Source organism: Kitasatospora sp. NPDC059327 (assembly GCF_042752535.1).
GTDB lineage: Bacteria > Actinomycetota > Actinomycetes > Streptomycetales > Streptomycetaceae > Kitasatospora.
In genome coordinates, this window is record NZ_JBHYYB010000005.1 from 155,219 (window position 1) to 179,402 (window position 24,184).

At 75.1% G+C, this 24,184-nt stretch carries 17 protein-coding genes, 1 tRNA gene and 1 pseudogene; 10 read left to right on the forward strand and 9 right to left on the reverse strand.

Annotated elements, in window-relative coordinates:
- Window positions 1-6 precede the first annotated feature (6 nt).
- A complete protein-coding gene (locus ACFXHB_RS05360; RefSeq protein ID WP_329490371.1) occupies window positions 7-438 on the reverse strand; it encodes a roadblock/LC7 domain-containing protein in 432 nt (143 codons plus the stop codon).
- On the reverse strand, window positions 435-3,671 hold the full coding sequence (locus tag ACFXHB_RS05365; protein ID WP_380572288.1) for a nitrate- and nitrite sensing domain-containing protein: 3,237 nt from the start codon (window positions 3,669-3,671) through the stop codon (window positions 435-437). The genes ACFXHB_RS05360 and ACFXHB_RS05365 overlap by 4 nt, the downstream gene beginning before the upstream one ends.
- A gap of 500 nt (window positions 3,672-4,171) precedes the next feature.
- Between ACFXHB_RS05365 and ACFXHB_RS05370 the strand changes: the two genes are divergently transcribed.
- Window positions 4,172-4,240 (forward strand) — tRNA-Glu (locus tag ACFXHB_RS05370).
- A 23-nt stretch (window positions 4,241-4,263) separates the two neighbouring features.
- Here the strand turns inward: ACFXHB_RS05370 and ACFXHB_RS05375 are convergent.
- Window positions 4,264-5,670 carry an MFS transporter gene (locus tag ACFXHB_RS05375; RefSeq protein ID WP_380572290.1) on the reverse strand — a complete coding sequence of 469 codons (1,407 nt, stop codon included), beginning with the start codon at window positions 5,668-5,670 and terminating at the stop codon, window positions 4,264-4,266.
- 132 nt (window positions 5,671-5,802) lie between these two features.
- Here ACFXHB_RS05375 and ACFXHB_RS05380 point away from each other — a divergent pair.
- Window positions 5,803-6,429: pseudogene (locus ACFXHB_RS05380) on the forward strand (helix-turn-helix domain-containing protein); the annotation flags it as partial.
- Window positions 6,430-6,592: 163 nt separating this feature from the next.
- Here ACFXHB_RS05380 and ACFXHB_RS05385 read toward each other — a convergent pair.
- Complete coding sequence (locus tag ACFXHB_RS05385; RefSeq protein ID WP_380572293.1) at window positions 6,593-7,111, reverse strand: GNAT family N-acetyltransferase; 519 nt, start codon at window positions 7,109-7,111, stop codon at window positions 6,593-6,595.
- Window positions 7,112-7,749: 638 nt separating this feature from the next.
- Between ACFXHB_RS05385 and ACFXHB_RS05390 the strand changes: the two genes are divergently transcribed.
- From ACFXHB_RS05390 to ACFXHB_RS05415, 6 genes are all read left to right on the forward strand, one after another.
- On the forward strand, window positions 7,750-9,000 hold the full coding sequence (locus tag ACFXHB_RS05390) for an aminotransferase class I/II-fold pyridoxal phosphate-dependent enzyme (protein ID WP_380572294.1): 1,251 nt from the start codon (window positions 7,750-7,752) through the stop codon (window positions 8,998-9,000).
- Window positions 8,997-10,601, forward strand: coding sequence for a carboxyl transferase domain-containing protein (locus ACFXHB_RS05395; protein ID WP_380572295.1), 1,605 nt, complete (start codon window positions 8,997-8,999; stop codon window positions 10,599-10,601). Before ACFXHB_RS05390 ends, ACFXHB_RS05395 begins: the two co-directional genes overlap by 4 nt.
- Window positions 10,602-10,609: 8 nt before the next feature.
- Window positions 10,610-12,754 carry an acetyl/propionyl/methylcrotonyl-CoA carboxylase subunit alpha gene (locus tag ACFXHB_RS05400; protein WP_380572297.1) on the forward strand — a complete coding sequence of 715 codons (2,145 nt, stop codon included), beginning with the start codon at window positions 10,610-10,612 and terminating at the stop codon, window positions 12,752-12,754.
- A gap of 114 nt (window positions 12,755-12,868) precedes the next feature.
- Entirely contained in the window at window positions 12,869-14,131 is a 1,263-nt protein-coding gene (locus tag ACFXHB_RS05405) for an ATP-grasp domain-containing protein (protein WP_380572298.1), read from the forward strand.
- On the forward strand, window positions 14,128-15,426 hold the full coding sequence (locus ACFXHB_RS05410; RefSeq protein ID WP_380572300.1) for an MFS transporter: 1,299 nt from the start codon (window positions 14,128-14,130) through the stop codon (window positions 15,424-15,426). The genes ACFXHB_RS05405 and ACFXHB_RS05410 overlap by 4 nt, the downstream gene beginning before the upstream one ends.
- A 300-nt stretch (window positions 15,427-15,726) precedes the next feature.
- Complete coding sequence (locus ACFXHB_RS05415) at window positions 15,727-16,542, forward strand: helix-turn-helix transcriptional regulator (RefSeq protein ID WP_380572302.1); 816 nt, start codon at window positions 15,727-15,729, stop codon at window positions 16,540-16,542.
- A gap of 109 nt (window positions 16,543-16,651) precedes the next feature.
- On the opposite strand, the gene ACFXHB_RS05420 is transcribed toward ACFXHB_RS05415, so the two are convergent.
- Window positions 16,652-17,086, reverse strand: coding sequence for a protein phosphatase (locus tag ACFXHB_RS05420; protein WP_380572303.1), 435 nt, complete (start codon window positions 17,084-17,086; stop codon window positions 16,652-16,654).
- Between the two features lie 94 nt (window positions 17,087-17,180).
- Complete coding sequence (locus ACFXHB_RS05425) at window positions 17,181-18,653, reverse strand: LuxR C-terminal-related transcriptional regulator (RefSeq protein ID WP_380572305.1); 1,473 nt, start codon at window positions 18,651-18,653, stop codon at window positions 17,181-17,183.
- A 154-nt stretch (window positions 18,654-18,807) separates the two neighbouring features.
- On the opposite strand from ACFXHB_RS05425, the gene ACFXHB_RS05430 reads away from it, so the two are divergent.
- Together ACFXHB_RS05430 and ACFXHB_RS05435 are read left to right on the forward strand one after the other, a co-directional pair.
- Window positions 18,808-19,749: an NADP-dependent oxidoreductase gene (locus ACFXHB_RS05430; protein WP_380572306.1), complete on the forward strand. Its 942-nt coding sequence runs from the start codon at window positions 18,808-18,810 to the stop codon at window positions 19,747-19,749.
- 101 nt (window positions 19,750-19,850) lie between these two features.
- Window positions 19,851-20,672, forward strand: coding sequence for an SDR family NAD(P)-dependent oxidoreductase (locus ACFXHB_RS05435; RefSeq protein ID WP_380572308.1), 822 nt, complete (start codon window positions 19,851-19,853; stop codon window positions 20,670-20,672).
- Between the two features lie 50 nt (window positions 20,673-20,722).
- On the opposite strand, the gene ACFXHB_RS05440 is transcribed toward ACFXHB_RS05435, so the two are convergent.
- Genes ACFXHB_RS05440 through ACFXHB_RS05450 form a run of 3 tightly spaced genes read right to left on the reverse strand, consistent with a single transcriptional unit; the run spans window position 20,723 to window position 24,170 of the window.
- A complete protein-coding gene (locus tag ACFXHB_RS05440; RefSeq protein ID WP_380572310.1) occupies window positions 20,723-21,394 on the reverse strand; it encodes an ABC transporter ATP-binding protein in 672 nt (223 codons plus the stop codon).
- Window positions 21,391-22,200 carry an ABC transporter ATP-binding protein gene (locus ACFXHB_RS05445; RefSeq protein WP_380572312.1) on the reverse strand — a complete coding sequence of 270 codons (810 nt, stop codon included), beginning with the start codon at window positions 22,198-22,200 and terminating at the stop codon, window positions 21,391-21,393. The genes ACFXHB_RS05440 and ACFXHB_RS05445 overlap by 4 nt, the downstream gene beginning before the upstream one ends.
- Entirely contained in the window at window positions 22,197-24,170 is a 1,974-nt protein-coding gene (locus tag ACFXHB_RS05450) for an ABC transporter permease (protein WP_380572314.1), read from the reverse strand. The genes ACFXHB_RS05445 and ACFXHB_RS05450 overlap by 4 nt, the downstream gene beginning before the upstream one ends.
- Window positions 24,171-24,184: the final 14 nt, after the last annotated feature.

Consider the following 24,184-nt stretch of genomic DNA (forward strand, 5'->3'; position numbering starts at 1 on the left):
GGGGCATCAACCCCGGTTCCTGGCCGCGAAGGCGTCGAAGTCGCTGCGCACCGGCGTGCTCAGCTTCTGGCCGACCTGCTGGACCAGCGTGTGCATGGCCACCGACATCACCTCGGCGTCCACCTCCTGGGAGGCGACGACGGCCAGGTGGGTGCCCTGCGCGGCGGCGATGATGAACAGCCAGACCTCGGAGAGCTCGACGATCACCTGGTGCACCGGCCCGCCGTCGAACAGCTGGCCGACGCCCCGGGCGAGGCTCTGCTGACCGGTGGCGACGGCGGCCAGCCGCTCGGCGTCGGCCCGCTCGATGGTGCGGGAGTGGCTGACGACCAGGCCGTCGTCGGAGAGCAGCACGGCGTTTCTGGTCCCGGCCACCGAGTCGACGAGTCCGTCCAGCAGCCAGTCCAGGTCCTGGTGGGTGGCGATCGTACGGTTCATGACTGGTCATCCGTCCTAGTGGTTCGGGGGTCCGCGGCGGGGAGGGCCCAGGGGGACGGGCCGGGCGCGGGAGTCGGGGAGCCGGGGGCGCCGGTGGGGGGCGCCGGGTGGGGGCCGGGGTCGGTGAAGACGCTCTGCCGGGGGAGGTGGACCTCGCCGGAGTCCTGACCGCGGGCCACCCGGGACTGCCGCTGGAAGGCGCCGATCGCCGCGCCCGAGCGGCGCGGGGGGCGCTGGAACACGCTCGCCGACCCGATCGGCGTGCCGAAGGATCCCGGCATGCCCGGCGCACCGGTGACGCGCTCGGCGACGGCCTCCGGCGGCGGTGGCGGCACCCGCAGCTCGGCGGCCAGGCTGGCCTGACGGACCCGCTGCGGCAGCGGCGCCTGCCCGCCGGCCGGCTCGCTGAGCGGCACCGTGGAGGCGTACTCGCGCCGTTCGGCGAGGCGGTAGTGGTCGGCCGGGCGGTACTGCTCGTCGGCGTACGGGGCCTCGGCCGGCGAGACCGTGGCGTACGCGATGTCCGGGTAGGCGGGCGTGGGCGCCTCCTGGGCCTGGGTGCCCTGCGTGCCCTGCGTGCCCTGGGTGCCCTGGGCGTCCGGGGAGTCGTGGGCCGGTCCGGTCGGTGCGTCGTACCCGGCGGTGCCGGCGGCCGACGGGTCGTAGGAGCCGGTGCGGGCGTCCCCGCCGTACCCGTCCGTCCCGTACCCGGTGGTCCCGTACCCGTCCGCCCCGCGGGCGTCCGGGGCGTACTCCGTGGTCGGGTACCCGGCCGTCGGGTACCCGTCCGTGCGGTACCCGGTGGTGCCGTACTCGGCCCCGCCGTGGCTGTCCGCGGCGTGGCCGTCCGCGCCGTACCCGCCGGTGCCGTACCCCTCGCCGGGGTAGCCGGCCGAGCCGTCGGCCGGGGAGCTGTGCTCGACCGGCTGCTCGGCCGACGGCGGCTGGATGTACTCGACGTGCGCGAACGCCTCGGCCGGGCTCGGCACGGCGGCCGAGGAGACCAGCACGGTCTCCGGCGGCTCGATCGCCGGCGGCGCCGTCGCGACCGCCGTCGCCACGGTGGCCTCCGGGTCCGTCGGCGCGCCGTGCTCCTGGCCCGCGGTGAGGGCGGTCAGCCCCGTCTTGCGGGTGCGCCGGGCGAGCGGGATCGGCTCGACCGGGGTGGCGTCCGGCAGCCCGGCGTCGCCGTCGATGACCAGCTCGTCGGGCACGAGCACGACCACCCGCGTCCCGCCGAAGGCCGACGGCCGGAACTCGATCTTCAGATTGGAGTTGGCGGCGAGCCGGGAGACCACGTAGAAGCCGAGACGGACGTCGTCCGCCCGGGCCAGCACGTCCATCCGGGGCGGACGGCTCATCAGCTCGTTGGCCGCGTCGTACTGCTCCGGGTCCATGCCGAGGCCGCGGTCCTCGATCTCCACCGCGAGCCCGCGGCCGACCATCGCGGCCCGGACCTCGACCGGCGTCGGCGGCTTGGAGAAGCTCGCCGCGTTCTCCATCAGCTCGGCGATCACGTGGGCGACCGGGCCGACCGCGCGCTCGTTGAGCCACGGGTGGCCCTCGACGTCGAGCATGATGCGCCGGTAGTCCTGCACCTCGCCCTGCGCGGCCCGGAGCACGTCCAGCAGCGGGACGGGCTTGCGCCAGCGCCGCTGGGGCTGGCCGCCGGCCAGGATGACCAGGTTCTCCTCGTAGCGGCGCAGGCGGGCGGTCAGGTGGTCGAGGTCGAACAGGCCCTCCAGCACCTCCGGGTCCTCGTGCTTGCGCTCCAGCTCGTCCAGCTTGCGCAGCTGCTGACCGATCAGCAGCTGGGTCCGGCGGGCGATGCGCTGCAACAGCCGCTCGAAGCCGCGGTGCTGGTCGGCCTGGCGGACGGAGGTCTCCAGCGCGGAGGTGCGGGCCAGGTTGAGCGCCTGGCCGAGGCGGGACAGCTCGTCGCTGCCGTTGCCGTGCGGGTCCGCGGTGATCGCCCGGCTCTCGGCCTCGACGTCGACCTGCTCGCCCCGCGAGAGCCGCTCCACCACCTCGGGCAGTGTCCGCTCCAGCTCCTGGGCCTGGGTGTGCAGTTCCTTGATCCGGCGGCGCAGCGAGCGGGTCAGCCGCCAGCTGGTGAGGATCACCGCGACGACCGCGATCAGGCCGATGACGGTGGTCAGCACGAAGGCGGTGAGCAGGGAGAGGAACGAGCCCTTGCCGACCTCGACGATGCCGTCGGTGCGGGTCTCGATCGCCTTCACCAGCTGCGGGTTGAGCTGGTCGAGCGCCTGGCGCCACTGGTCCTGGGAGGCCGGGAGCTTGACGGCCCCGCTGGGATCCGCCGGGGTGGCCCGGAGCAGGGACTGCTCCACGGCGGTCTTGGCCTGCCACGCCTGGCCGGCCATGACGTCCTGCCAGGCGCCCGCCTCGGCGGCCGGGACGTACGGCACGACCTGTACGGCGAAGAGGTGCTCCTGGGCGCCGATCGACTGCTGGACCAGCTGGTAGTCGGCGGCGGTGAGCTTGCCGGACGGCCAGCCGCGGGCCAGCACCGCGTCCTCGCGGGCCAGCATCTCCTTGGCCCAGAAGGCGTTCACCAGGGTCTTGGAGATCCAGGTGACCTCGCCGTTGTCGACGTGGCTCAGCGCGGTGAACAGCCGCAGGTCGACGGCGATCAGGTCGGTGTAGTAGGCGAAGGCGGCCTGCTGGTCGACGGCGGCGCGGTCGATCGCGGCCCGCTGCTCCGTCAGCTTGCCCATCGCCTGCCGCGCCTCGGCGACCGCGTCGCGCACCTCGGTGGGCGCGCTGTCGGCGGTCTCGCCGGAGAGAGCCTGGAACTGCCGCACCGCGTCGTCGGTCAGCTGGCGCTGGCGGCGCAGCGCGTCGGTGACGCTGCCGGGCCGGGCGAGCGCCTCGGCGCTGAGCCGGCGCTCCTCCTGGAGGTTGTAGTAGACGTGGTTGGACGGCTGCCCGGCCTTCTGGGCCAGCAGGCCCTGAGCCGCCTGGCGCTGGAAGTCGAGGAAGGTCTGGCCGCTGGTGACCGCCCAGAGGGCGGCGAGGGCGAGACTGGGGACGACGGCCAGGACGAGCAGCGCCGTCCGCAGGGACAGGCGCGGACGCCTGCGGGGGGACTTCGGCGTCGGGGGCCGCCGATTCGCACGCGCGCGCAGAGCTGACTCCTTGGGACTGGCGGCCGGCCTGGTGGGGTCGAACCGTCCGGGGGCACGAGCTTTTGACGAAGCGATACTAGTCATACGGTGTGATAGGAGTGAAAAGCCGTTCGCTGCCTGGACGGTGTGCGCACACAGCCTTAACACACCGTCATCGAGCAGTTAATGATCGGTGAACGAAGGAGCCTTGCGGGGCAAGGCCGGTGCCGGTTTCCGTGGCGGGTCGTCAAAGGACCGTGATCGTGTGCGGAGCGTGCTCCCCGGCTGCCCTTCCGGTTGCCCTCCCGGTCGCGGGCCACGACCGGGAGGGCGGGCTCCGGGGGCCGGTCGGCCCCAGGTCCCCACCGGCGGGAGGTCGTCGCCGGCGCCGGACTTCGTGGTGTAGACCACCAGGTCGCTGCCGGCGGCCGCGCCGAAGAACGTCCGGTCGTCCGGACGGTGGGCACCGATCGTGTCGGCGCCCACCGTCGCCCCCGTCAGGGGGCCGTCGGTGGCCCCGATTTCGTCTTTCGATCATCCGTTGGTAGTTTCTTACCTGTCGGCGGGACGAGATCGCGGAAGTGATCGAAGACCAGGCCGGTCAGGCGTCGGTGGTGCAGTGGTAGCACGCCCGCTTTCAGCGGGAAGGGTTCGTTCGATTCGGGCCCGGCGCTCGGTTGGGCAGGGGCGGGAGTCGTCATCGACTCCCGCCCCTGTCGTCGTCCCCCGGGCCCGAGGCCCGCGCCACGGCGACGAGGAACAGTCCGCAGGCGGTGACCAGCAGCCAGCCCGGCCGTGACGCACCGGCCAGACCGTCCGGCGCCACCCCCGTCACCAGACCTCCCGCCACCGCGATGCCGATCGCCGCGCCGACCTGACGCGCGGTGGAGGTGATCGCCCCGGCCACACCGGCCCGGTCCGCCGGCAGACCGCCGACCGCGGTGTTGGTGATCGGCGCGTTGGCGAATCCGAAGCCGACCCCGATGAGCAGGTAGGCCGCCAGGAACAGGGCGACGCCGGTGTCCCGCCCGAGACCCACCAGGCAGAGACCGCCGGCGGCGATGAACCCGCCGGCCAGCAGCAGCGGCCGGCGCGGCCCGAGCCGTGCCACCAGGGCGCCGGACCACGGCGCGCAGACGGTCGCCCCGAGTGCCATCGGCAGGGTCGCCGCCCCCGTCTCCAGCGCCGTCCAGCCGCGGGCGTGCTGGAGGTAGAGCGTGTTGAGCAGCAGGCTCACGTTCAGCGCGACGAACAGCGCCACGGCGCCCAGGGCCGCCAGCGCGAACGGCGCCCGGCGGAAGAGGCCGAGGTCCATCAGCGGTTCGGGCCGGCGCCGCTCGACCCGGACGAAGCCCGCCGAGGCCAGCACCGCCGCGGCGCAGCCGGCGAGCGCCGCGGGCGAGGTCCACCCGATCCGGGGCGCCTCGATCAGGACGGCGACGGCGCTGCCCAGGGCCAGCACGAGCAGCGACTGGCCGGGCAGGTCGAGCCGTCGGGCGCGCCGTCCGTACGACTCCGGCACGAACACCGCGACCAGGACGAGGGCGGCGAGGACGACCGGCGCGTTGATCCAGAACACCGAACGCCAGCCGAACGCCGCGATCAGGGCCCCGCCGGTGACCGGCCCCGCCGCCATGCTGAGCCCGAAGACGGACGCCCAGACGCCGATCGCCCGGGCCCGCTCCCGGGGATCGGGCATCGCGCTCACCACGATCGCCAGGGCGACGGGACTGAGCATCGAGGCCCCGACACCCTGGGCGGCCCGGGCCGCGACGAGCAAGCCGGGCGACGGGGCCAGCGCGCAGGCGAGCGAGGCGAGGCCGAACACGGTCAGCCCGCACCGGAAGACGCGCCGCCGTCCGAAGCGGTCCGCGAGGGCGCCGGCGGAGATCAGCAGGCCGGCCAGGACCACCGTGTAGGCGTCCACCACCCATTCCAGGCCCCCGGTGCCGACGCCCAGCCCGCGTCCGATCGCGGGCAGGCCGACGTTGACGATGGTGGTGTCCAGGCCGACCAGGAACATGCTCAGCGCGCAGACGGCCAGCACCGTCCATCGTCGGCGGGTGCTCAACGCGGGGCGATCAGCCAGGATTGTCGTGGTCACGGGCCCACCTTCGGTTCGGTATCGTCTGCGGCCCCATGCTCGGACCGGGTGGCAGCACCGGCCCAGGAACTTTGCGAAGACTGCAAAACCGACCCGGCCCACCCGAGGGGCCGGATGGACCGGAGGCACCCCATGCACCGCACCGACCCGGTGGACCCCGGCGACCCGGTGGACCTCGTCGCAGCCGCGGACACCGATGTCGAGGGGATCCTGGCCGGCATCGGCCCGCGGCTGCGGGCCCTGCGGCGCGCCCGCGGGCTCACCCTGGAGGCGCTGGCCGGGGCGACCGGGATCTCGGTGAGCACCCTGTCGCGCCTGGAGTCGGGCAAGCGGCGCCCGACCCTCGAACTGCTGATCCCGCTCGCGCGCACGCACCGCGTCGCCCTGGACCAGCTGGTCGCGGCACCGGCCACCGGTGACCCGCGACTCCACCTGACGCCACGTCACAAGGAGCGGGGCAACGTCCTGGTCCCCCTGACGCAGTACCCGGGCCGGGTCCAGGTCTTCAAGCAGGTGCTCGCCCACCGGGAGCCCAAGCTGGTGACCCACGGCGGCTACGAGTGGCTCTACGTGCTCGCCGGCGAGCTGCGCCTCATCCTCGGCGCGCGCGAATTCACCCTCCGGCCGGGCGAGGTGGCCGAGTTCGACACCGTCGAGCCGCACTGGTTCGGCCCGGCCGGTGCGCACGCGGTGGAGATCCTGCACCTGTTCGGCCCGCACGGCGACCAGGCCGTGGTCCGCACCGGCCCGTCCGTACCGGGTGCGTCGGAGCTCGGTTCGTCCGTACCGGGTTCGTCCGTGCCTGAGCCGTTCGTGCCCGGTACGTCCGTGCCTGACCCGTCCGTGCCTGACCCGTTCGCGCCCGGCACGGACGCGCCCGGCGGTTCCGGGTGTGCCCCGGCCCGGTTCGGACCGGGTCCGGCTAGATGCCGAAGGCCGCGGCCCAGCGGACCGTCCCCGCCGGCAGCGGGTACCGCTCGTCCAGGCTCAGTGCCATCCACGCCTCGTCGGGCGCGTCGACGCCGAGGACCACCCCGTGCGCCGAGGCGCGGACGAAGCCGAACCGCGGGTAGTAGGACGGGTGCCCGAGCAGCACGACGAAGCGCTCGCCGCCGCGCCGGGCCGCGTCGAGCACGGCCAGGATCGCGGCGGAGCCGGCGCCGGAGCGCTGGTGGTCCGGGTGCACCGAGACCGGGCCCATGGCGAGCGCCGGAACGTCGCCGATGAACGCGCGGCTCAGCACCACATGGCCGACCGGGGTGCCGGCCGGGTCGGTGGAGACGAAGGAGAGGCCGTCGATCCAGCCCTCGTCGGTGCGGAGCACGGCGAGCAGGTCGGCCTCCGCCGGCCGGCCGAACGCCGCGCGGGTGAGGGCCTGGACGGCCGGGACGTCGGAGTCGGTCTCGGGGCGGGTGAGCCAGGAGGAAGGGGAGGAGGACATGGGAAACCCTTGGATGAGGGGCCCGGCGCACCGCCGCGGCGCCCCGCGGGGCGGGGAGCGGAGACGGTCAGGCCAGGGCCCGGGGGAGGAGAACGGTCGTCCGGGCGCCGCGCAGCACAGGCGCGGCCGTCGTCACCGTGGCCACCGTTCCACCTCCTTCGTCCCGTTCGTCGTCCTGGGTCCGGTACGGACCGGTCGAACGTAGCACGGGCGGCCGGGCGGCCGCCCCCGGTTTCCCGGCGGAGCCGGCCGGGGTGAGCCCCGTCCGTCGGCCCGCGTCAATGGCGACCGACCGGCAAATAATTTCCGGTCGACCCGTCGAATGGCGGTCTGTCCAGTTTTGCGAGGCGGCAAAAATCTTCCGGTTGACAGTCGTCGCAGCATATTGAATTCTTTCAATCACCGGGGCGGCGCGCAGCTCCCCGGTCCTCTTGCCAGTGACTCCGGGGGCTTACGGGGCAAGTGGTGCAGGGAACACTGGATCAAGCCGGCGGTCGGCCGACCGAGTCCGACCCGTTCGGACGGACTACCGTACGCGGTTTCCACGAGTACGCCTGATCACCCGGAATTGACGATGCCGATAAAGGTCCGCGCTTGGGCCTGGTATTACCGTACCGAAATTCAACAAGGAATCTGGCGTGCACTCATACATGAACATCAAGAAGTCCGCGCGCATCAGCCACGACTTCTGGGAGGTCACCGCCGAGGCCGGGATGTTCGACATCGTGGTGTCCGGCCTCGGTGACGGACGGCACCGGACGCTGGCGGACGGCCACGAGTTCGTGAACATGTCCTCGTACTCCTACCTCGGCCTGGACACCCACCCGCGGATCGTGCGGGCGGCCGCCGACGCGGTGCTCGCCGAAGGGGCGCTCAACAGCTCGACCTCGCGGATGCGGATCCGGTTCGGCTCGCTGCGGGACGCGGAGACGGCGCTCTCCGAGCTCTTCGACGTCGAGGCGGTGACGGTGGCCTCCTGCGCCGCCGCGGCCTGGGCGAGCCTGCCGCTGCTGGCCTCCGGGCTGCTGACGGACGGCGTGCCGCCGCTGATGGTCTTCGACAAGAACGCGCACTTCTGTCTCAACGCGATGAAGCCGGCGGTGGCCGACGAGGCCGAGATCGCCACCATCGCCCACAACGACGTGGACGCGCTGGAGGACCTCTGCCGCAAGCACCCGCAGGTCGCCTACGTCGCCGACGGCGTCTACAGCACCGGCGGGGCGGCGCCGATCCCCGAACTGCTGCGCCTCCAGGAGAAGTACGGGCTCTTCCTGTTCTTCGACGAGGCGCACGGGGTCTCCACCGTCGGTGAGCGCGGCCGGGGCGCGGTGCTGGAGGCGATGGCGGCGAACGGCGGCATGAACGACCGCACGCTGATCATCACCTCGCTCAACAAGGGCTTCGGCGCCTCCGGCGGGGCGATCTTCCTGGGCCGCAACGGCTCGCCGCAGCGCCGCGACACCGCGCTGCGCAACGGCGGCCCGCTGATGTGGTCGCAGCGCATCAACACCGCCGGCCTGGGCGCGATCATGGCCTCCGCGGAACTGCACGACTCCCCGGAGCTCAAGGAGCTCCAGCAGAAGCTCCAGGACAACATCACGCTCTTCGACTCCCTGGTGGAGACCTCCTTCAACGGCGACGGACTGCCGATCCGCTTCGTGGACATCGGTTCCGAGGACGCGACCATCCGGCTCGCCGGGTCGCTGCTGCGGCGCGGCTACTACACCTCGCCGATCTTCTTCCCGGTGATCGGCCGGGGCAAGGCCGGGCTGCGCCTGATGCTGCGCGCCAACATGGCCGAGGCCGAGATCCGCGACTTCTGCGGTGCGCTGAACGACGGCCTGAGCGCCGAGGCGGCGCGCGAGCCGGGGCAGGAGCAGCCCCGATGACGGCCCTGCGTTCGCACATCGACTCCTCCGCCGAGGTGTTCCGGCGCAATGCCGCGGCCTTCGACGAGAAGCGGCAGGTCATCGCCCGGGCCCGGGCCGCCGCGATCGCCGGCGGGGACGAGCGCTCGCGCCGGCGCCACACCGACCGCGGGAAGCTGACCGCCCGCCAGCGGGTCTACCAACTCCTGGACCCGGGGACGCCGTTCATGGAACTCGGCCAGCTGGCCGGGCACGAGGTCTACGACGAGCACGTGCCCTCGGCCGCGCTGGTCACCGGCATCGGCATGGTGAGCGGCCGCCCGGTGGTGGTCTTCGCCAACGACGCCACGGTCAAGGGCGGCAGCTACTTCCCGCTGACCGTGGAGAAGCAGCTCCGGGCCCAGCTGGTGGCCCGGGAGAACGGTCTGCCCTGCATCTACCTGGTGGACTCCGGCGGCGTCTACCTGCCGCTCCAGGAGCAGCTGTTCCCCGGCGAGTACCACCTCGGTCGGATGTTCCGGAACATCGCCGAGATGTCGGCCCTCGGCCTGCCGCAGATCGCCGCCGTGATGGGCAGCTGCACGGCCGGTGGCGCGTACATCCCCTCGATGTGCGACGAGACGGTGATCGTGCGCGGTACCGGCACGGTCTTCCTGGGCGGCCCGCAGCTGGTGCGCGCCGCCACCGGAGAGGTCGTGGACGCCGAGACGCTGGGCGGCGCCGACCTGCACACCCGGGTCAGCGGGGTGGCCGACCACCTCGCCGAGAGCGACGAGCACGCGCTGGCGATCATCCGGGAGATCATGGCGCGGGACGGCCGCCCGGCCCTCGCCCCGCCGCCGGAGACCCCGCGCCCGCCGCTGTACGACCCGGCGGAGCTGCCCGGCATCGTCAGTGCCAGCCTGCGCGAGCACATCCCGGCCCGGGAGATCCTGGCCCGGCTGCTGGACGGCAGCGAACTCGCCGAGTACCGGGCGCGGTTCGGCCCGACCATCGTGTGCGGCACCGGGCACATCGGCGGCTACCCGGTGGGCGTGGTGATCAACGACGGGGTGCTGTTCCCGGAGAGCGCCCAGAAGGCCGCCAACTTCATCGAGCTCTGCACCCAGCGCGACATCCCGCTGCTGTTCCTGCACAACATCAACGGGTTCATGGTCGGCGCCGAGTACGAGGCCGACGGCATCGCCAAGCACGGCGCCAAGCTGGTCAACGCGGTGTCCACGGCCAAGGTCCCCAAGTTCAGCCTGGTGATCGGCGGCAGTTACGGCGCCGGCAACCTCGCCATGTGCGGGCGCTCGATGGGGCCGCGGCTGATGGCCATGTGGCCGAGCGCCAAGTCCACCGTGGTCGGCGCCGAGCAGACCGCGACGGTGATGGCGCTGATCCGCAGCGACCAGCTCGCCAAGGAGGGCAAGGTCCTCTCCCCCGAGGAGGAGGAGTCGATCCGGCGCCCCATCATCGAGACGTACGAGCGCCAGTCCCACCCGCTGTACTACGCCGCCCGGATGTGGGTGGACGCCGTGGTGGACCCGACCGAGACCCGTGAGTGGCTGGCGCTCTGCCTGGCCATGTCGGCCGACGCCCCCAAGCAGGAGACGCGCTTCGGCGTGTTCAGGATGTGATGACGGAAATGATCAAGCGTGTCCTGATCGCCAACCGCGGCGAGATCGCCCGGCGGATCGCCCGCACCTGCCGCCGGCTCGGCGTCGAGTACGTGGCCGTCCACTCGGACGCCGACCGCGCCTCGGCCCACCTGGCGGGCGCCGTCGAACGGGTCCGGATCGGTCCCGCCCCGGCCGCCGAGAGCTACCTCGACGTCGCCGCGCTGGTCGACGCCGCCGTCCGGACCGGCTGCGACGCCGTCCACCCCGGCTACGGGTTCCTCTCCGAGCACCCGGGCTTCGCGGCGGCGGTCGCCGAGGCCGGGCTGGTCTGGGTCGGCCCGGACGCCGCGACGATCACCGCGATGGGCGACAAGTCGACCGCCCGCGCGCTGATGGCCGCCGCCGGCGTCCCCGTCCTGCCCGGCTCCGGGACGGCCACCGAGTCGGAGCGGGAGATCCTGGCCGACGCCGAGCGGATCGGCTACCCGGTCATCCTGAAGCCCGTCGCCGGCGGTGGCGGCAAGGGCATGCAGGTGGTCCGCGCCGCCGCCGAGCTGCCCGCGGCGGTGGCCGAGGCGGTCCGCCTGGGCCGCAGCAACTTCGGCGACGGCCGACTGCTCGTCGAGCGGTACGTGGAGCGGCCCCGCCACATCGAGGTGCAGGTCTTCGGGGACGGGCACGGGAACGTGGTGCACCTCTTCGAGCGCGAGTGCTCGCTGCAGCGCCGCCACCAGAAGATCGTCGAGGAGGCCCCGGCCGCCAACCTTCCCGAGGCCGTCCGGGCGGAGCTGCTGGAGGCGGCCGTCCGGGGCGCCCGGTCGCTCGACTACGTCAACGCCGGCACCTTCGAGTTCATCCTGGACGCGACGGACCGCTGCTACTTCCTGGAGGTCAACACCCGGCTCCAGGTGGAGCACCCGGTCACCGAGGAGATCACCGGCGTCGACCTGGTGGAGTGGCAGCTGAGAGTCGCCGACGGCCAGCGGCTGCCGCTCGAACAGCACGAGATCACCGCCACCGGCCACGCCGTCGAGGTACGCGTCTACGCCGAGGACCCGGCCGACGGATTCCGGCCCGCGCCGGGCCGGGCGGCCGCGGTCCGCTGGCCGGCCGGGGTCCGGGTGGAGGCGGCGTTCGACGACACCGGGTCGGGGTACGGCGGGGCCGTGCCCGACGCCGCGGGTCCGGTCCTCGACGGCGGTGCCGTCGGCGGTGGCTTCGAGAGCGGTGGCTTCGACGGCGGTGGCTTCGGTGCCGCCGTCTTCGGTGGCGGCGCCGAGGTGCCGGCCTTCTACGACCCGATGTTCGCCAAGCTGATCGCCCACGGCCCGGACCGCCCGAGCGCGCTGCGCCGGCTGCTCCCCGCCGTCCGCGACACCGCCCTGCCCGGGCTGACCACCAACCTCGGCTTCCTCACCGAACTCCTCCAGGCGCCCGCCGTGGTCGCCGGGCGGATGGACACCCACCTGGTGGACACCCTGGTGGCCACCCCGGCCGGGCGGCCGGGGCCGGGCGAGCCGTCCGGGCCCGCCGACCGCGACGACCGCGTCCTGGCCGCCGCGGCCTGCGCGGCGGCGATGCAGCTCCCGCCCGTCGGCGAGGCCCCCGCCTCGCCGTGGTTCGGCGCCGTCGGACCGTTCGACCGCCACCGGCTGGACCCGGTCGCGCCGTTCGGCCGGGTCGTCCTGCGCCACGGACGGCGGACGGTGCGGGCCGGACTGGCCGGGCGCCGCGGCGGCGCCGTCGACGTCCAGGTGGAGTCCACGCCGTTCACCGTCACCGCGGCCGCCGTGCCGGGGCACCCGGGACTGTTCCGGGGCACCGTCGGCGACCGGCGGTGGACCGGCCTGCGCAGCCCCGCCGGCTGGGAGCTCTCCGTCGACGGGCACCGGGTGGCGCTGGCCGCCCAGAGCTTCGCCGAGGGCGGCTCAGGGGCCGCCGACAACGCCGTGAAGTCGCTGATGCCGGGCACGGTGGTCGGACTGCTCTGCGAGGTCGGCGACCGGGTCGAGGAGGGGGACGCCCTCGTCATCGTCGAGGCGATGAAGATGGAGAACCGCATCCTCGCGCCCTTCTCGGGCGTCGTCACCGGGATCCGGTGCGCCGTGCGCGACCTGGTCGCGACCGAGCAGGTGCTGGTCGAGCTGGAGGCCGACCCCGAAGCCGCCTGAGCCCGGCCCCGCCGGTTCCCCCGGCCCCGGCGCCGCCCACCCGGCGCGACCCCGCCCACCCCTTCGTCCGATCGTCCGATCCACCCCCGCACCACGCACGCAAGGAGCCCTCGTATGCCCGCAGGACCCACCCCCCCGAAGCTGCTGCTGGTCGGCGGGGTACGGGCGGTTCCGCTCGGCCTCGACATGGCGAAGCTCGCCCTGGACCAGGCCCACGCGCGCGGGCTGCGGACCCACCTGACCAATCAGGAGGCCGTCCTCGCCGCCACCCCCGGGGTGGTCGAACAGGCCGACGCCGTCTCGGCGGTGGACTTCGCCACCCCCGGCGAGGCCGCCGCCTGGGCCCGCGACCGGGCCGCCGGGGGCGAGCGCTTCGACGCCGTCCTCGCCCTCCAGGAGATGGCCCAGGTGGCCGCCGCCGAGACCGCCGAGGCCCTGGGCCTGCCGGGCAACCCGGCCGACGCCGTCCGGCGGGTGCGCACCAAGGACGACTGCCGGACGGCACTGGCCGCCGCCGGCTTCCGGCAGCCCGCCGTCCGGCTCTGCGCCGACGCCTCGGAGGCGGCGGGCTTCCTGGCCGGCTCCACCGGGCCGTGGATCGTCAAGCCCCGTGACGCGATGGGCAGTACGGGCGTGAGTCGGATCACCGGACCGGACGGGCTGCCGGCGGCGATCGCCCTGCTCCCCGGACAGGCCCCCTTCCTGGTCGAGGAGTTCGTCCAGGGCGCGGAGTACAGCGTGGAGGGCCTCTTCCTCGGTGGCGAGCCGGTCGTCCTCGCGGTGACCGAGAAGGAGAAGGTGGAGCCGCCGTTCTTCGTCGAGGTCGGCCACATCCTCCCGGCCGAACTCCCGGACGCGCGGCGCGAGGAGATCGAGCGTCAGGTCAAGGCGGCGCTCGCCGTCCTGGGTCTGCGCACCGGCGCCTTCCACGTCGAGCTCTGGCTGAGCCCGGACGGCATCGTCCTCGGTGAGGTGCACGGCAGGTTCGGCGGCGACTGGATCCACCGGATGCTCGCCCACGTCGTCCCCGGCCTGGAGCTGTTCGGCCTCATCTACGACGACCTGCTCGGGCTCCCGCGCGCCGAGGCCGCGCCGGTGCCGGTCCGGGCCGCCGCCGCCCGCTACCTCACCCCGCCGCCCGGCCTGGTCACCGCCGTCGAGGGGTGGGCGGAGGCCGCCGGCCACCCGGACGTGCTCCTCGCCGACCTCGCGGTCGCGCCCGGCGGCACCGTCCGCCCGCTGCGCACCTCCGCGGACCGGGCGGGCGTGATCGTGGTCGGCGCCGACACCCCCGACCAGGCCCGCAAGCTCGCCCGCGAGCTCGCCGACTCCGTCCGCTTCACCGTGGAGCCCGTCCGCACGGGGGACTCCGCATGACGCGCACGGACACCCCGACCCGGGCCGCCGGACTGCTGGGCCGGCTGACCGCCACCCTGCTGCCCTCCTCCCGGCAGGGCCGGATCATGGCCGCCGGCACCACCGTGGACGCGGTCGCCAACGGCCTCTACCTGGCCACCGCCACGCTCTACTTCGTCCACTACCTGGACATCTCGGCGGTCGCGGTCGGCACCGCGATCGCCGCGGCCAACATCGCCGGGCTGCTCAGCCCGCTGGTGTTCGGGCCGGTCGCGGACCGGTTCGGCGCGCGGCCGGTCTACGTCGCGCTGACCCTCGTCCGGGGGCTCGGCTTCATCGGGTACGCGCTGGTCGGCAGCTATGCCGGCTATCTCGTCGTCACCTGTCTGACCATCGCCGCCGCCCGGGCCTGCTCGCCGCTGCTCCAGGTGATCGTCGGCGAGTTCGAGGGCGCCGCCGAGCGGACGAAGACGATGGCCTCGCTGCGCGCCATCACCAACATCGGCCTCACCGCCGGCTTCCTGCTGGCCGCCCTGGTGCAGGCCGCGCAGTCCCGGGCGGCCTTCGTCGCGCTCTTCCTGTTCAACGCGGCCGCCTTCGCCGCCGTCGCCCTCGCCGTGGTGCGGGCCGGCCGGGTGGCGGGGTCGGTGGCGCCGGCTCCGGCCGCCGCGACCGCCGAGGCCGGGGCGCCGAGCGGCTCGCCGTACCGGGACCGGCGGTTCCTGCTGGTCACGGCCGCCAACGCGGTGCTGATGCTGCACGACTGCGTGCTGTTCATCCTGCTGCCGCTCTGGGTGGTGGAGCGGGCCGGGCTGCCGGCCAGTGCCAGTTCGGCCCTGCTGGCGATCAACACGGTGCTCACCGTGGTGCTCCAACTCTCGGTGGCCCGCTTCGCCCAGGGGCTGACCAAGGCGCTGCGGATGCTCCGGATCGCCTGCCTCTTCCTGGTGCTGGCCTGCGCGTTCTTCGCCTTCGCCGACGGCCGCGGCAAGGTCCTGGCGCTGGCGGCCGCGGTGGTGGCCGTCGCCCTGCTGACCGTCGGGGAGAACCTGCACGCCGTCTCGCGCTGGGAGATCTCCTACGAGCTGTCGCCGCCGGCGGGCCGCTCCCGCTATCTCTCGCTCTTCAGCACGGGCATGAGCGCGCAGCTGATCGTCGGCCCGTTCCTGGCCACCGGCCTGCTGTTGCCGTCCGGCGCGGTCGGCTGGGTGCTGCTCGCCGCGCTGTTCGCGGGCGCGACCACCGTCACGGTGCTCGCCGGCCGCACCGCGCCGCAGTCGTCGCCGGCCCTCTCCCAGGAGCCGCTGACCGGCTGATGTCACTCTGCGTTGCTTGAACGAGCACAGCCAAGGAAGTACAGTCCCCCTAGAGCGTGTCAAGGGCCACGCGGGCACACCGGGGGGTGGACTCCATGCTGCAGTGCTCAGGCACGATGTTCCCCGGTCTGCTGCGCCGATGTCGGTCGTCCCACTGAACCCAAGCTTCAGCAAAGGGACTTGTCATCGCCGAGCGGGCCGACGGACAACCGGCTCCTCCGGCTCTTCGGGCTGCCCCGAACTTCGACACGTCCCCCCGGGACCGTCATCGTCGAATGCAGGAACAGACCGGAGTGAGTCATGGTGCTGCGCGAGGCACTGAGCATCCCCATCCCTCTCGACCACGAAGAGTCGACCACCGCCGAACTCCCCGGCCTCGCCAGTCTGTTGCGTGACTGGCGGGGTCGGGCCGGGCTGCGCACGGGGCTCGCCAAGCCGCTCCCGCAGATGGTGGTGGCGAGTCGGCTCGGCATGAGCGAGCGCTGGTACCGCGACCTGGAGCGCGGCGGCACGGCCCGGTTCGACCCCAGACTCCTCGCGCTGCTCGCCGACGTGCTGCTGCTCGACGCGGACGAGCGCGCGACCCTCTACCTCTACGCCATGGGCGGCACCCCGTCCGCCGGTCCGGCGCGCCCGGAGGACCTGAAGTCCCTCCAGGCGCTGGTCGACCGCCAGTCGCCGCGACCGGCCTTCCTCGCCGACCGTGCCTGGACCATCGTCGGCCACAACCGCGCCGCCGCCGAGTGGTTCCCCTGGATGCGCCACCCCGGGGCCAACTTCGCCCACTGGGTGCTGACCGCCCCGGAGGCCCGCGAGCAGGTCACCGACTGGACGTGGCAGGCCCGGATGACCCTGGCCATGATCCGCTTCGCGCTGGCCCGCTATCCGGGTGACGAGGCGGTGGTCGGCCTGCTCACCGACGTCCTGCGCGACCCGCTCTGCCGCCGGCTCTGGGCGGGCCGGGCCTGCGTGGTCGCCAACCGGGACGGGGACCGCTTCGGGCTGCGGCTGCCGCACCTCTCGCCCGAACCGATCGAGACCGTCGCCCAGGTCCTGACCCCCGGTGGCCGGCCGGACCTCAGCTTCGTGGTGCTGGGCCCGCCGCCCGGGGTCTGACGCCTGGGGTCTGACGGCCGGGGTTCGCATGTCCGGGGTTCGCGCGGCCGGGGTTCGTCCGAGCGGGGCCTGCCGGCGTGGGCGGGCCGGGTGTCGGACCGGCCGGGTTTCAGTGGAAGCGCGCCACGAACCGGCGCTGCCAGGGCGTCTCGACGGCGTGCCGGTGGTAGTGCTCCCGCACGTAGGCCACCGCCTCGGTGGCGGGCACTCCGTCGAGCACGGCCAGGCAGGCCAGCGCGGTGCCCGTCCGGCCGCGCCCGCCGGCGCAGGCCAGTTCGACCCGCTCGGACGCCGACCGCTCCCAGACCTCCCGGAAGGCCGCCGCCGCCTCGGCCCGGTCGACGGGCAGCCGGAAGTCCGGCCAGCGGAGCCAGCGGCTCGCCCAGGGCACGGCCGGCGGCCGGTGGCCCAACAGGTACAGGCCGAAGCCCGGCGGCGGTCCGGGCGGCAGCGGTCGCAGCAGACCGCGCCCCCGGACCAGTCGGCCGGACGGCAGGCGCAGTACCCCGGCGGCGGTGGGGTCCCAGGTGACGGAGGCGGTCATGGGGCGAGCCTACGGTGCGCCCGGCAGGGTCGCGGGCGGGGACGGCCGGGCCCGGCCCGGCGGCCCGCGCCGGTGGGGCGGTGGGCCCGCGCGGTCAGGAGGCCGCGTGCAGCGCGGCCGGGGCGGACAGGCCGGCGCGGTGCGCCAGCGCGGCCGCCTCGCCGCGCGAGGTCACGCCCAACTTGGCCAGGATGTTGGCGACATGGAACTTCACCGTGGACTCGCTGATCAGCAGCGCGGCGGCGATCTCCCGGTTGCGGCGGCCCCGGGTGAGCTGGTCGAGGACGTCCAGCTCCCGGGGGTGCAGGCCCGCCAGCGGGTCCGGACCGTCGGCGCCGGCCGGGGCGGTCAGCGGCAGGTCGACGGTGACGGTGGTGCCCCAGCCGGGGACGGCGTCCACGGTGAGCCGGCCCGCCAGGGCGGTGATCCGGTCCTCGGTCCGGTGCACGGCCAGGGCGTCGGCGCCGAGCAGGCCCGGGCCGTCGTCGCGCACCACGGCCCGCACGCCGTCCGCGACGATCTGCCAGCTGACGTGCATCCGGGTCAGGCCGTCCTGCTCCAGCATGGCGAGCACGGCGGCCCGGACGGCCGCCCGCGCGGTGTGCGCGGTGTCCGTCGGAACGGAGCGTTCGCCCGCCGCCGGGGGCAGCAGGTCGAGCCGGACGGGGCTGTGCCGCAGCAGCGGGCGGAGTTCGTCCGCGAGCCGGGCGAAGGCGGTGGCGGCCGGTTCCTCGCTCAACTCCCGGTCCAGGTCGGCGCCCGCGCGCAGGTTCAGCAGCGCCGTGACGGCCAGCTCGGTGGCGCTGCGGCGGGCGGTGGCGTCGTCCAGGGCGGTGGAGCGCAGCGGCGCCAGGATCGCGGAGAGCGCGGAGGCGTGCGAGCCGCTCAACTCGGCGATCGCGCGGGCCCGGGCGCCGGCGGAGGCCCGCGAGGCGGCGGCGTGCACGGGGGCGGCGTCGACGGCCCGGTGGTGCGCGTGGGTGGTCACCAGCTCCCACACCTGCTGGAGGACGGCGAGCGGTCGGGCGGGCAGCCGGTCGTCGCCCGGCCGCACGAGGACGAGCAGCGCGCCGTTGCTGCCGGCCGGGGCGGCGGAGACCGCGACGGCCGGCCTCGTCCGGCCCGCCAGGACGGCCTCGCCCTGCCACGGCCGGCCGGGCGCCACCGCCTCGGCCAGCCGGGCCAGTTCCAGGCCGGTGATCCGCCCGGCCAGCTCGGTCGGGCCGACGGAGTTGGTCGGTGAGTGCGTGCAGACGCCGCTGAGCTGGGCGATCGCGGTGTGCGGGACGAGATCGGCGAGCAGCCGGGAGAAGCGCGGCAGGAGGTTCGGCCGGGGTGCCCGGAGGATCTCCACGGCCTGGGCGAGTACGTCCTCGGGGCGTTCCCAGCCGCGTCGGCGGTGCTCGGCGTCGCCGTCCGCGGCCCCGGTGGTCCGGTCGTCCGGCGTGCCGTCCACCGTCTCGCTCACCACGCCGGCCACCACGCTGCCCCGCCCGCCGACCGGCCAGTCGTCCGTCCCGTCGGCCACCGTGCCGCCCACCGTGCCGCCCACCCCGTCGTCCGCCATGCGCTCCAGCCTAGCCGGGCGGTTCGTGCCCGCGCCCGGCCGTTCGGCCAGGTGGAACCGGCCGGACGGCGGGGCGGTGAGCACGCCGTCCGGCACCAGGCTGGAACCGTCAGACCGACGAACTCCCCGACCAGTGAAGGACAGTGGGACTCCCATGACGAAGGCCATCGGCTTCTCCGCATTCGGCGGCACCGACGTGCTGCACCCGATCGAGATCGACCTGCCCGCCCCGGGCCCCGGCCGGGTGCGGATCGCCGTCCGGGCGGTGGGCGTGAACCCGGTGGACCACAAGCTGCGCAGCGGCACGCTGACGGACCTGTTCCCGGTGACCTTCCCGCACGTCACCGGCTTCGAGGTGGCGGGCGTGGTGGAGGCCGTCGGCGAGGGGGTGACCCGCTGGACGCCCGGGGACGAGGTGTTCGGCCCGACCGGCGGCGGCGGGTACGCCGAACACGTCCTGGCCGAGGCGGCAGACCTGGCCCGCAAGCCGGCCGCGCTCGGCTGGGAGCAGGCGGCGGCGATCCCGGTGGCGGCGGAGACGTCCTGGCGCGCGCTCGACCTGCTCGGCGTGGAGAGCGGTCACACGCTCCTGGTGCACGGCGCGGCGGGCGGGGTCGGCACGGTCCTGCTGCAGTTCGCCCGCTCGCGCGGAATCCGGGTGATCGGCACCGCGAGCGAGGCCAACCACGCCCGCCTGCGGGAGCTGGGCGCGATCGCGGTGACGTACGGCGACGGACTGGCCGAGCGGGTGCGGGCCGTGGCGCCGGACGGGGTCGACCGGGTGCTGGACGCGGCCGGTCAGGGCGACGTGCTGCCGCTCTCGATCGAGCTGACCGGCGGGGCGCAGCGGGTGCTGACCATCGCCGACTGGGAGGGCGCGGCCACGTACGGCGTGCGCTTCAGCGCCGGCGCGGAGACCGTTCACCAGCACGGCCCCGCGCTGGCCGCCGCGCTCGCGCTGCACGAGGAGGGCACCCTGCGCCTGCCGCTGCACCAGGTGTTCCCGCTGGAGGAGGCGGCGCAGGCACACCGGGTGAGCGAGGGCGGGCACGTCCGGGGGAAGATCGTCCTCACCGTCGGCCGGGGTCGTGGCTGACGCGGGCCCGAGTGCCGAGGGCGAGGCGGAGTCGGCCAGTTCAGTGATCAACTGTGCTGTGGGCAGCCGGATCTGACGACAGGTCGGTAGAGTCCGGTGCCATGACTGATGCGATCGACGTCCCGGGGTCCCCGGGTGTCCCGGAGTCCCCGGGCCTGCCGGGCGCCGGGCGGTTGGCGGGCAAGGTGTGCGTGGTGACGGGCGCGGCGAGCGGGATCGGTCGCGCGGTGGCCGAACGCTTCGCCGGGGAGGGTGCCTCGGTGGTCGCGACCGACCTCGACGCCGACGGCCTGCGGCGGCTGGCGGCCGCGCTGCCGGCGGCCGTCACCACGGTGGTCGGGGACGTCTCCCGCGACGGCGACGCCCGTCGGATGATCGGCGCCGCCGTGGAGCGGCACGGCCGGATCGACGTCCTGGTGGCCAACGCGGGGGTGCTCCCGCTGATGGAGATCACCGAGGCCGACGCCGAGGCCTGGGACCACGTGATGGCCGTCGACGGCCGGGGGATGTTCCTGACCTGCAAGTACGCGATCGAGGCGATGGCCGGGCCCGGCGGCGCCGGTGGCGCGATCGTCTGTGTCTCCTCGATCTCCGGCGAGGCCGGCCAGCGCGGCCAGGCCGTCTACGGGCCCGCCAAGTTCGTCGCCTCCGGCCTGACCAAGCACCTCGCGGTCGAGTGGGCGGACCGCGGCATCCGGGTCAACGCCGTCGCCCCCGGCACCATCACCACCGAGCGCGTCCGGCGCCTGCGGGACGAGCCGGGCGGTCCCGAGTACCTCGCGGCGGTCGAGCGGCGGCACCCGATGGGCCGCCTCGGCGCCCCTGCGGAGGTGGCCGCGGCGGTGCTCTTCCTGGCCTCCGACGACGCCTCCTTCATCACCGGCGCGGTCCTCCCGGTGGACGGCGGCTACCTGGCGCAGTAGGCCGAAGCCCGTCGGACGCCCCGTCACCGCCGCGGCGCCGGGCGGGCCGGTCAGTGCGGCCGGGCCGGGTGCCGCCCCAGTTCGGAGGGCTCCCCGGAGAAGGCGACCTCGCCCCGGTGCAGCACATGGACGACGGCCGCGCCGGCCAGGCCGCGGGGGAGCGACCGCGCGGTGAGGACGACGGCCCGGCCCTCGTCGGCGGCCGTACCGAGCAGGTGCGCGTGCAGTCCGGCGGCGACGGCCGGTGCCAGCCCCCGGTCCGGTTCGTCGAGCAGGAGCAGGCCCGGCCGGGCCGTCAACGCCCGTGCCACGGCGACCAGTTGCTGCTGGCCGCCGGACAGCGTCCCGGCCGGGCGGGGCAGCAGGGCGGTCAGTTCCGGAAAGAGCGCGAGCACCTCGTCGGCGGAGGCCCCGCCGAGGTCGAGGTGCTCGGCCACGGTGAGCGAGGCGAACACCGCCCGCTCGGCCGGCACCAGCGTCAGACCCAGGCGGACCCGCCGGTGGACGCCGAGCGCGGTGACGTCCCGCCCCCGCCAGACCACCCGGCCGGCGGAGAGCCGGACCACCCCGGCCAGGGCGTGCAGCACGCTGGTCCGTCCGGAGCCGTTGCGGCCGAGCAGTACGGTGACGGCGCCGGCCGGGAAGGCGAGGTCCACCCCGTGCAGCGCCTCCAGCGGCCCGTACCGGACGCGGGCGGCGGACAGCGCGGCCTCGACGGTCATCCGGCGCCCACCCCCTCCGCCGCGCCCGGCCCTGTGCCCGCTGCCGTCCCGGCCCCCGTCCCCGGTGCCGTCCCGCCCCAGGCCCGGGCCACCCGGGGGTCGGCGAGCACCGTCGCCGCCGGGCCGTGGGCCACCACCCGGCCGCCGGCCATCGCGTACACGGTGTCGGCCAGCTCACCGACCAGGTCGGGGTCGTGCTCGACCAGCAGCAGCGCCATCCCCCGGTCGGCCAGGCCGCGCAGCACGGAGACCAGCCGGGCGGTCTGGGCCGTGTCGAGGCCGGCCGCCGGTTCGTCCAGCAGCAGGACCCGGGGGTCGCCCGCCAGCGCGCGGGCCAGTTCCACCAGGCGCAGCACCCCGGTGGGCTGGTCGCCGGCCGGCTGCGCCGCGAGGTCCCGGAGGCCGAACAGGGCGAGCGCCCGCGCCGTCGCGTCGTCGACGGCGCGGGCGTCCGGGCGGCGGCCCTGCCGCTGCTCGGCACCGATCCGGACGTTGTCCGCCACCGGGAGGGTCGGGAAGACGGCGATCTGCTGGAAGGTGCGGGCCAGGCCGAGCCGGACCCGGGCGTACGCGGGCAGCCGGGTGACGTCGCGGCCGCCGAGCAGCACCCGCCCGGCGTCCGGGCGGACGGTGCCGGCCAGACAGTCGAACAGGGTGCTCTTGCCGGCGCCGTTCGGGCCGATCAGCGCGGTGATCCGCCCCGGCGGCGCGGTGAGGTCCACCCCGGCGACCGCCTCGATGCCGCCGTAGCGGCGGACCACCCCCCGGGCCGTGAGCCGGGCCCGGTCGGCACCCGCCCGGCTCACCGCCGGGCCTCCCGGGAGTCGGCGGTGCGCCGGGCGGCGATCAGGGCGCGGGCCCGGAGCCCGGCCGGGGTGAGGCGGCCGGGCGGCAGCGGGGCGGCCGGTCCCACCGGGCGGCGCCGGGCCGACCGGGCCGCGACACCGGCGAGCCCGCCCGGCAGCCGGCCGATCGCCGCGGCCAGCAGGCCGACCGCGACCGCCGACACCCCGGCCACCGTCCCCGCGTCCAGGCCGATCAGCAGCGCGGCGGCCAGCACCGCGCCGAGCGCGCTGTCCGCGCCGGCCACCACCACCGCGGCGAACCAGAGCAGCCCGCGCACCGGGTCGAAGGCGGCCGGGTCGAAGGCCCGCCCGGCCAGCCCCATCAGCCCGCCGCCGAGCGCGGCCAGCGCGGCCCCGGCCACGAAGGCGAACAGCTTCAGCCCGGGCACGTTCACGCCCGCCGCGACCGCGCCCGGCTCGTGGTCGCGCATCGCCGTCAGGGCCCGGCCCAGCCGCCCCCGGTGCAGTGCGCGCACCACCAGCAGGCCCAGCCCGAGCAGCAGCAGCTCGGCGAGGTAGAAGGCGCGGTCGCCGGCCAGGAAGGCGGGCCGGTCGAGGGTGAGCCCGGTGGTCGCGTACGGCTGTTGGAAGACGAAGCGGCTCATCGCCGTCCCGACCGCGAAGGTGACCAGCGCCAGCGCCAGCCCCCTGCGCCGGATCGCCGGCCAGCCGGTGAGCAGCCCGAGCGGGGCGGTCGCCAGCACCGCGAACAGCAGCGCGGGCACCGCGGGCAGCGGCGGGACCAGCGGGATCCGCCCGGACATCAGCAGCGCCGTGCCCAGCGCGCCCAGTCCCGCGTACCCGGCCTGGCCGAGCGAGATCTGCCCGCCGTAGCCGGTCACCACCACGATCGAGAGCAGGACCAGGGCCAGCGCGGGGACCAGCAGCGCGCTGCGCAGGTCGTTGTCGCGAAAGCCCATCGGCAGCAGGAGCAGCACCAGGCAGACCGCTCCGGCCGCCCGGCCGCCGCCGGCCCGGCCGTTGGCGCCGAGCGGGGCGCGGTCACCGGACCGCCCGCCGAGCCGCGGCCCGGCCAGCAGGGCGGCGACCAGCAGCGCCACCACGAACAGGTTGGCCTGCACGGCCTGGACCAGCGGCAACAGCTGGCCGGCCGGGCGCAGCCTGGTCAGCTCGGCCTGCGCGATGCCGAGGCCGAGACCGGTCGCCACCGCCACCGGGATGCTGCGCAACCGCGCCGCCACCGCGACCGCCATCGTCTCCATCACCAGCAGCGGCAGCCCGTACGGGTCGAGCAGCAGGTACGGCGCGAGCGCGACGCCGACCAGCCCGGCGGTGAACGAGCCGAACGCCCAGCCCGCCGCCGAGACCCGGTCCGCGTCCACCCCGGCCAGCCGGGCCAGCCGGCGGTCGTCGACGACCGCCCGCAGCTGGAGGCCGAACCGGGTGAAGCGGGTGGTGGCGGCCACCGTCAGGGCGAGCACCAGGATGGCGGCGAGCTGCGCCACCGTGTCGGGGCGCAGGGTGTGCCCGCCGGGCAGCGTGATCGGGGTACCGCCGAACGGGGACGGCGCGCCGTTCAGCGGCGTGGAGCCCCAGAGCAGCACCACCACCCCGATCAGCAGCACGAACACCCCGAGACCGGCCACCATCGTGTCGGCGGTGCCGGCGTCGCGTCGCTGCAGGGGCCGGTACACCAGGAGGTCCAGCAGGACGCCGAGCGCGGGCGCGACCAGCAGCAGGCAGCAGGCCAGGGCCGGCCAGACCGGCCAGTGCCGGACCACCACGAGGTCGCGCAGCAGATAGGCGATGAGCATCGCCTGGGCGCCCTGGGCGAGGTTGAGCACACCGGTGGCGCGGTGGCAGACGACCAGGCCGATGCCGCTGAGGGCCGCCGCGCTGCCGACGGTGAGGCCGGCCAGGGCGAGGTCGACGGTGAGGCCGACGGAGTCGAGGGGGGCGGCGACGGGCACGGGTGGCGCTCCCC

Excerpts from the sequence above, each read along its gene's own strand:
- ACFXHB_RS05360 (WP_329490371.1), bottom strand. The coding sequence starts at position 438 with ATGAACCGTACGATCGCCACCCACCAGGACCTGGACTGGCTGCTGGAC.
- ACFXHB_RS05365 (WP_380572288.1), bottom strand. The coding sequence starts at position 3,671 with ATGACTAGTATCGCTTCGTCAAAAGCTCGTGCCCCCGGACGGTTCGAC.
- ACFXHB_RS05385 (WP_380572293.1), bottom strand. The coding sequence starts at position 7,111 with ATGTCCTCCTCCCCTTCCTCCTGGCTCACCCGCCCCGAGACCGACTCC.
- ACFXHB_RS05395 (WP_380572295.1), top strand. The coding sequence starts at position 8,997 with ATGACGGCCCTGCGTTCGCACATCGACTCCTCCGCCGAGGTGTTCCGG.
- ACFXHB_RS05400 (WP_380572297.1), top strand. The coding sequence starts at position 10,610 with ATGATCAAGCGTGTCCTGATCGCCAACCGCGGCGAGATCGCCCGGCGG.
- ACFXHB_RS05405 (WP_380572298.1), top strand. The coding sequence starts at position 12,869 with ATGCCCGCAGGACCCACCCCCCCGAAGCTGCTGCTGGTCGGCGGGGTA.
- ACFXHB_RS05410 (WP_380572300.1), top strand. The coding sequence starts at position 14,128 with ATGACGCGCACGGACACCCCGACCCGGGCCGCCGGACTGCTGGGCCGG.
- ACFXHB_RS05415 (WP_380572302.1), top strand. The coding sequence starts at position 15,727 with ATGGTGCTGCGCGAGGCACTGAGCATCCCCATCCCTCTCGACCACGAA.
- ACFXHB_RS05420 (WP_380572303.1), bottom strand. The coding sequence starts at position 17,086 with ATGACCGCCTCCGTCACCTGGGACCCCACCGCCGCCGGGGTACTGCGC.
- ACFXHB_RS05425 (WP_380572305.1), bottom strand. The coding sequence starts at position 18,653 with ATGGCGGACGACGGGGTGGGCGGCACGGTGGGCGGCACGGTGGCCGAC.
- ACFXHB_RS05430 (WP_380572306.1), top strand. The coding sequence starts at position 18,808 with ATGACGAAGGCCATCGGCTTCTCCGCATTCGGCGGCACCGACGTGCTG.
- ACFXHB_RS05435 (WP_380572308.1), top strand. The coding sequence starts at position 19,851 with ATGACTGATGCGATCGACGTCCCGGGGTCCCCGGGTGTCCCGGAGTCC.
- ACFXHB_RS05440 (WP_380572310.1), bottom strand. The coding sequence starts at position 21,394 with ATGACCGTCGAGGCCGCGCTGTCCGCCGCCCGCGTCCGGTACGGGCCG.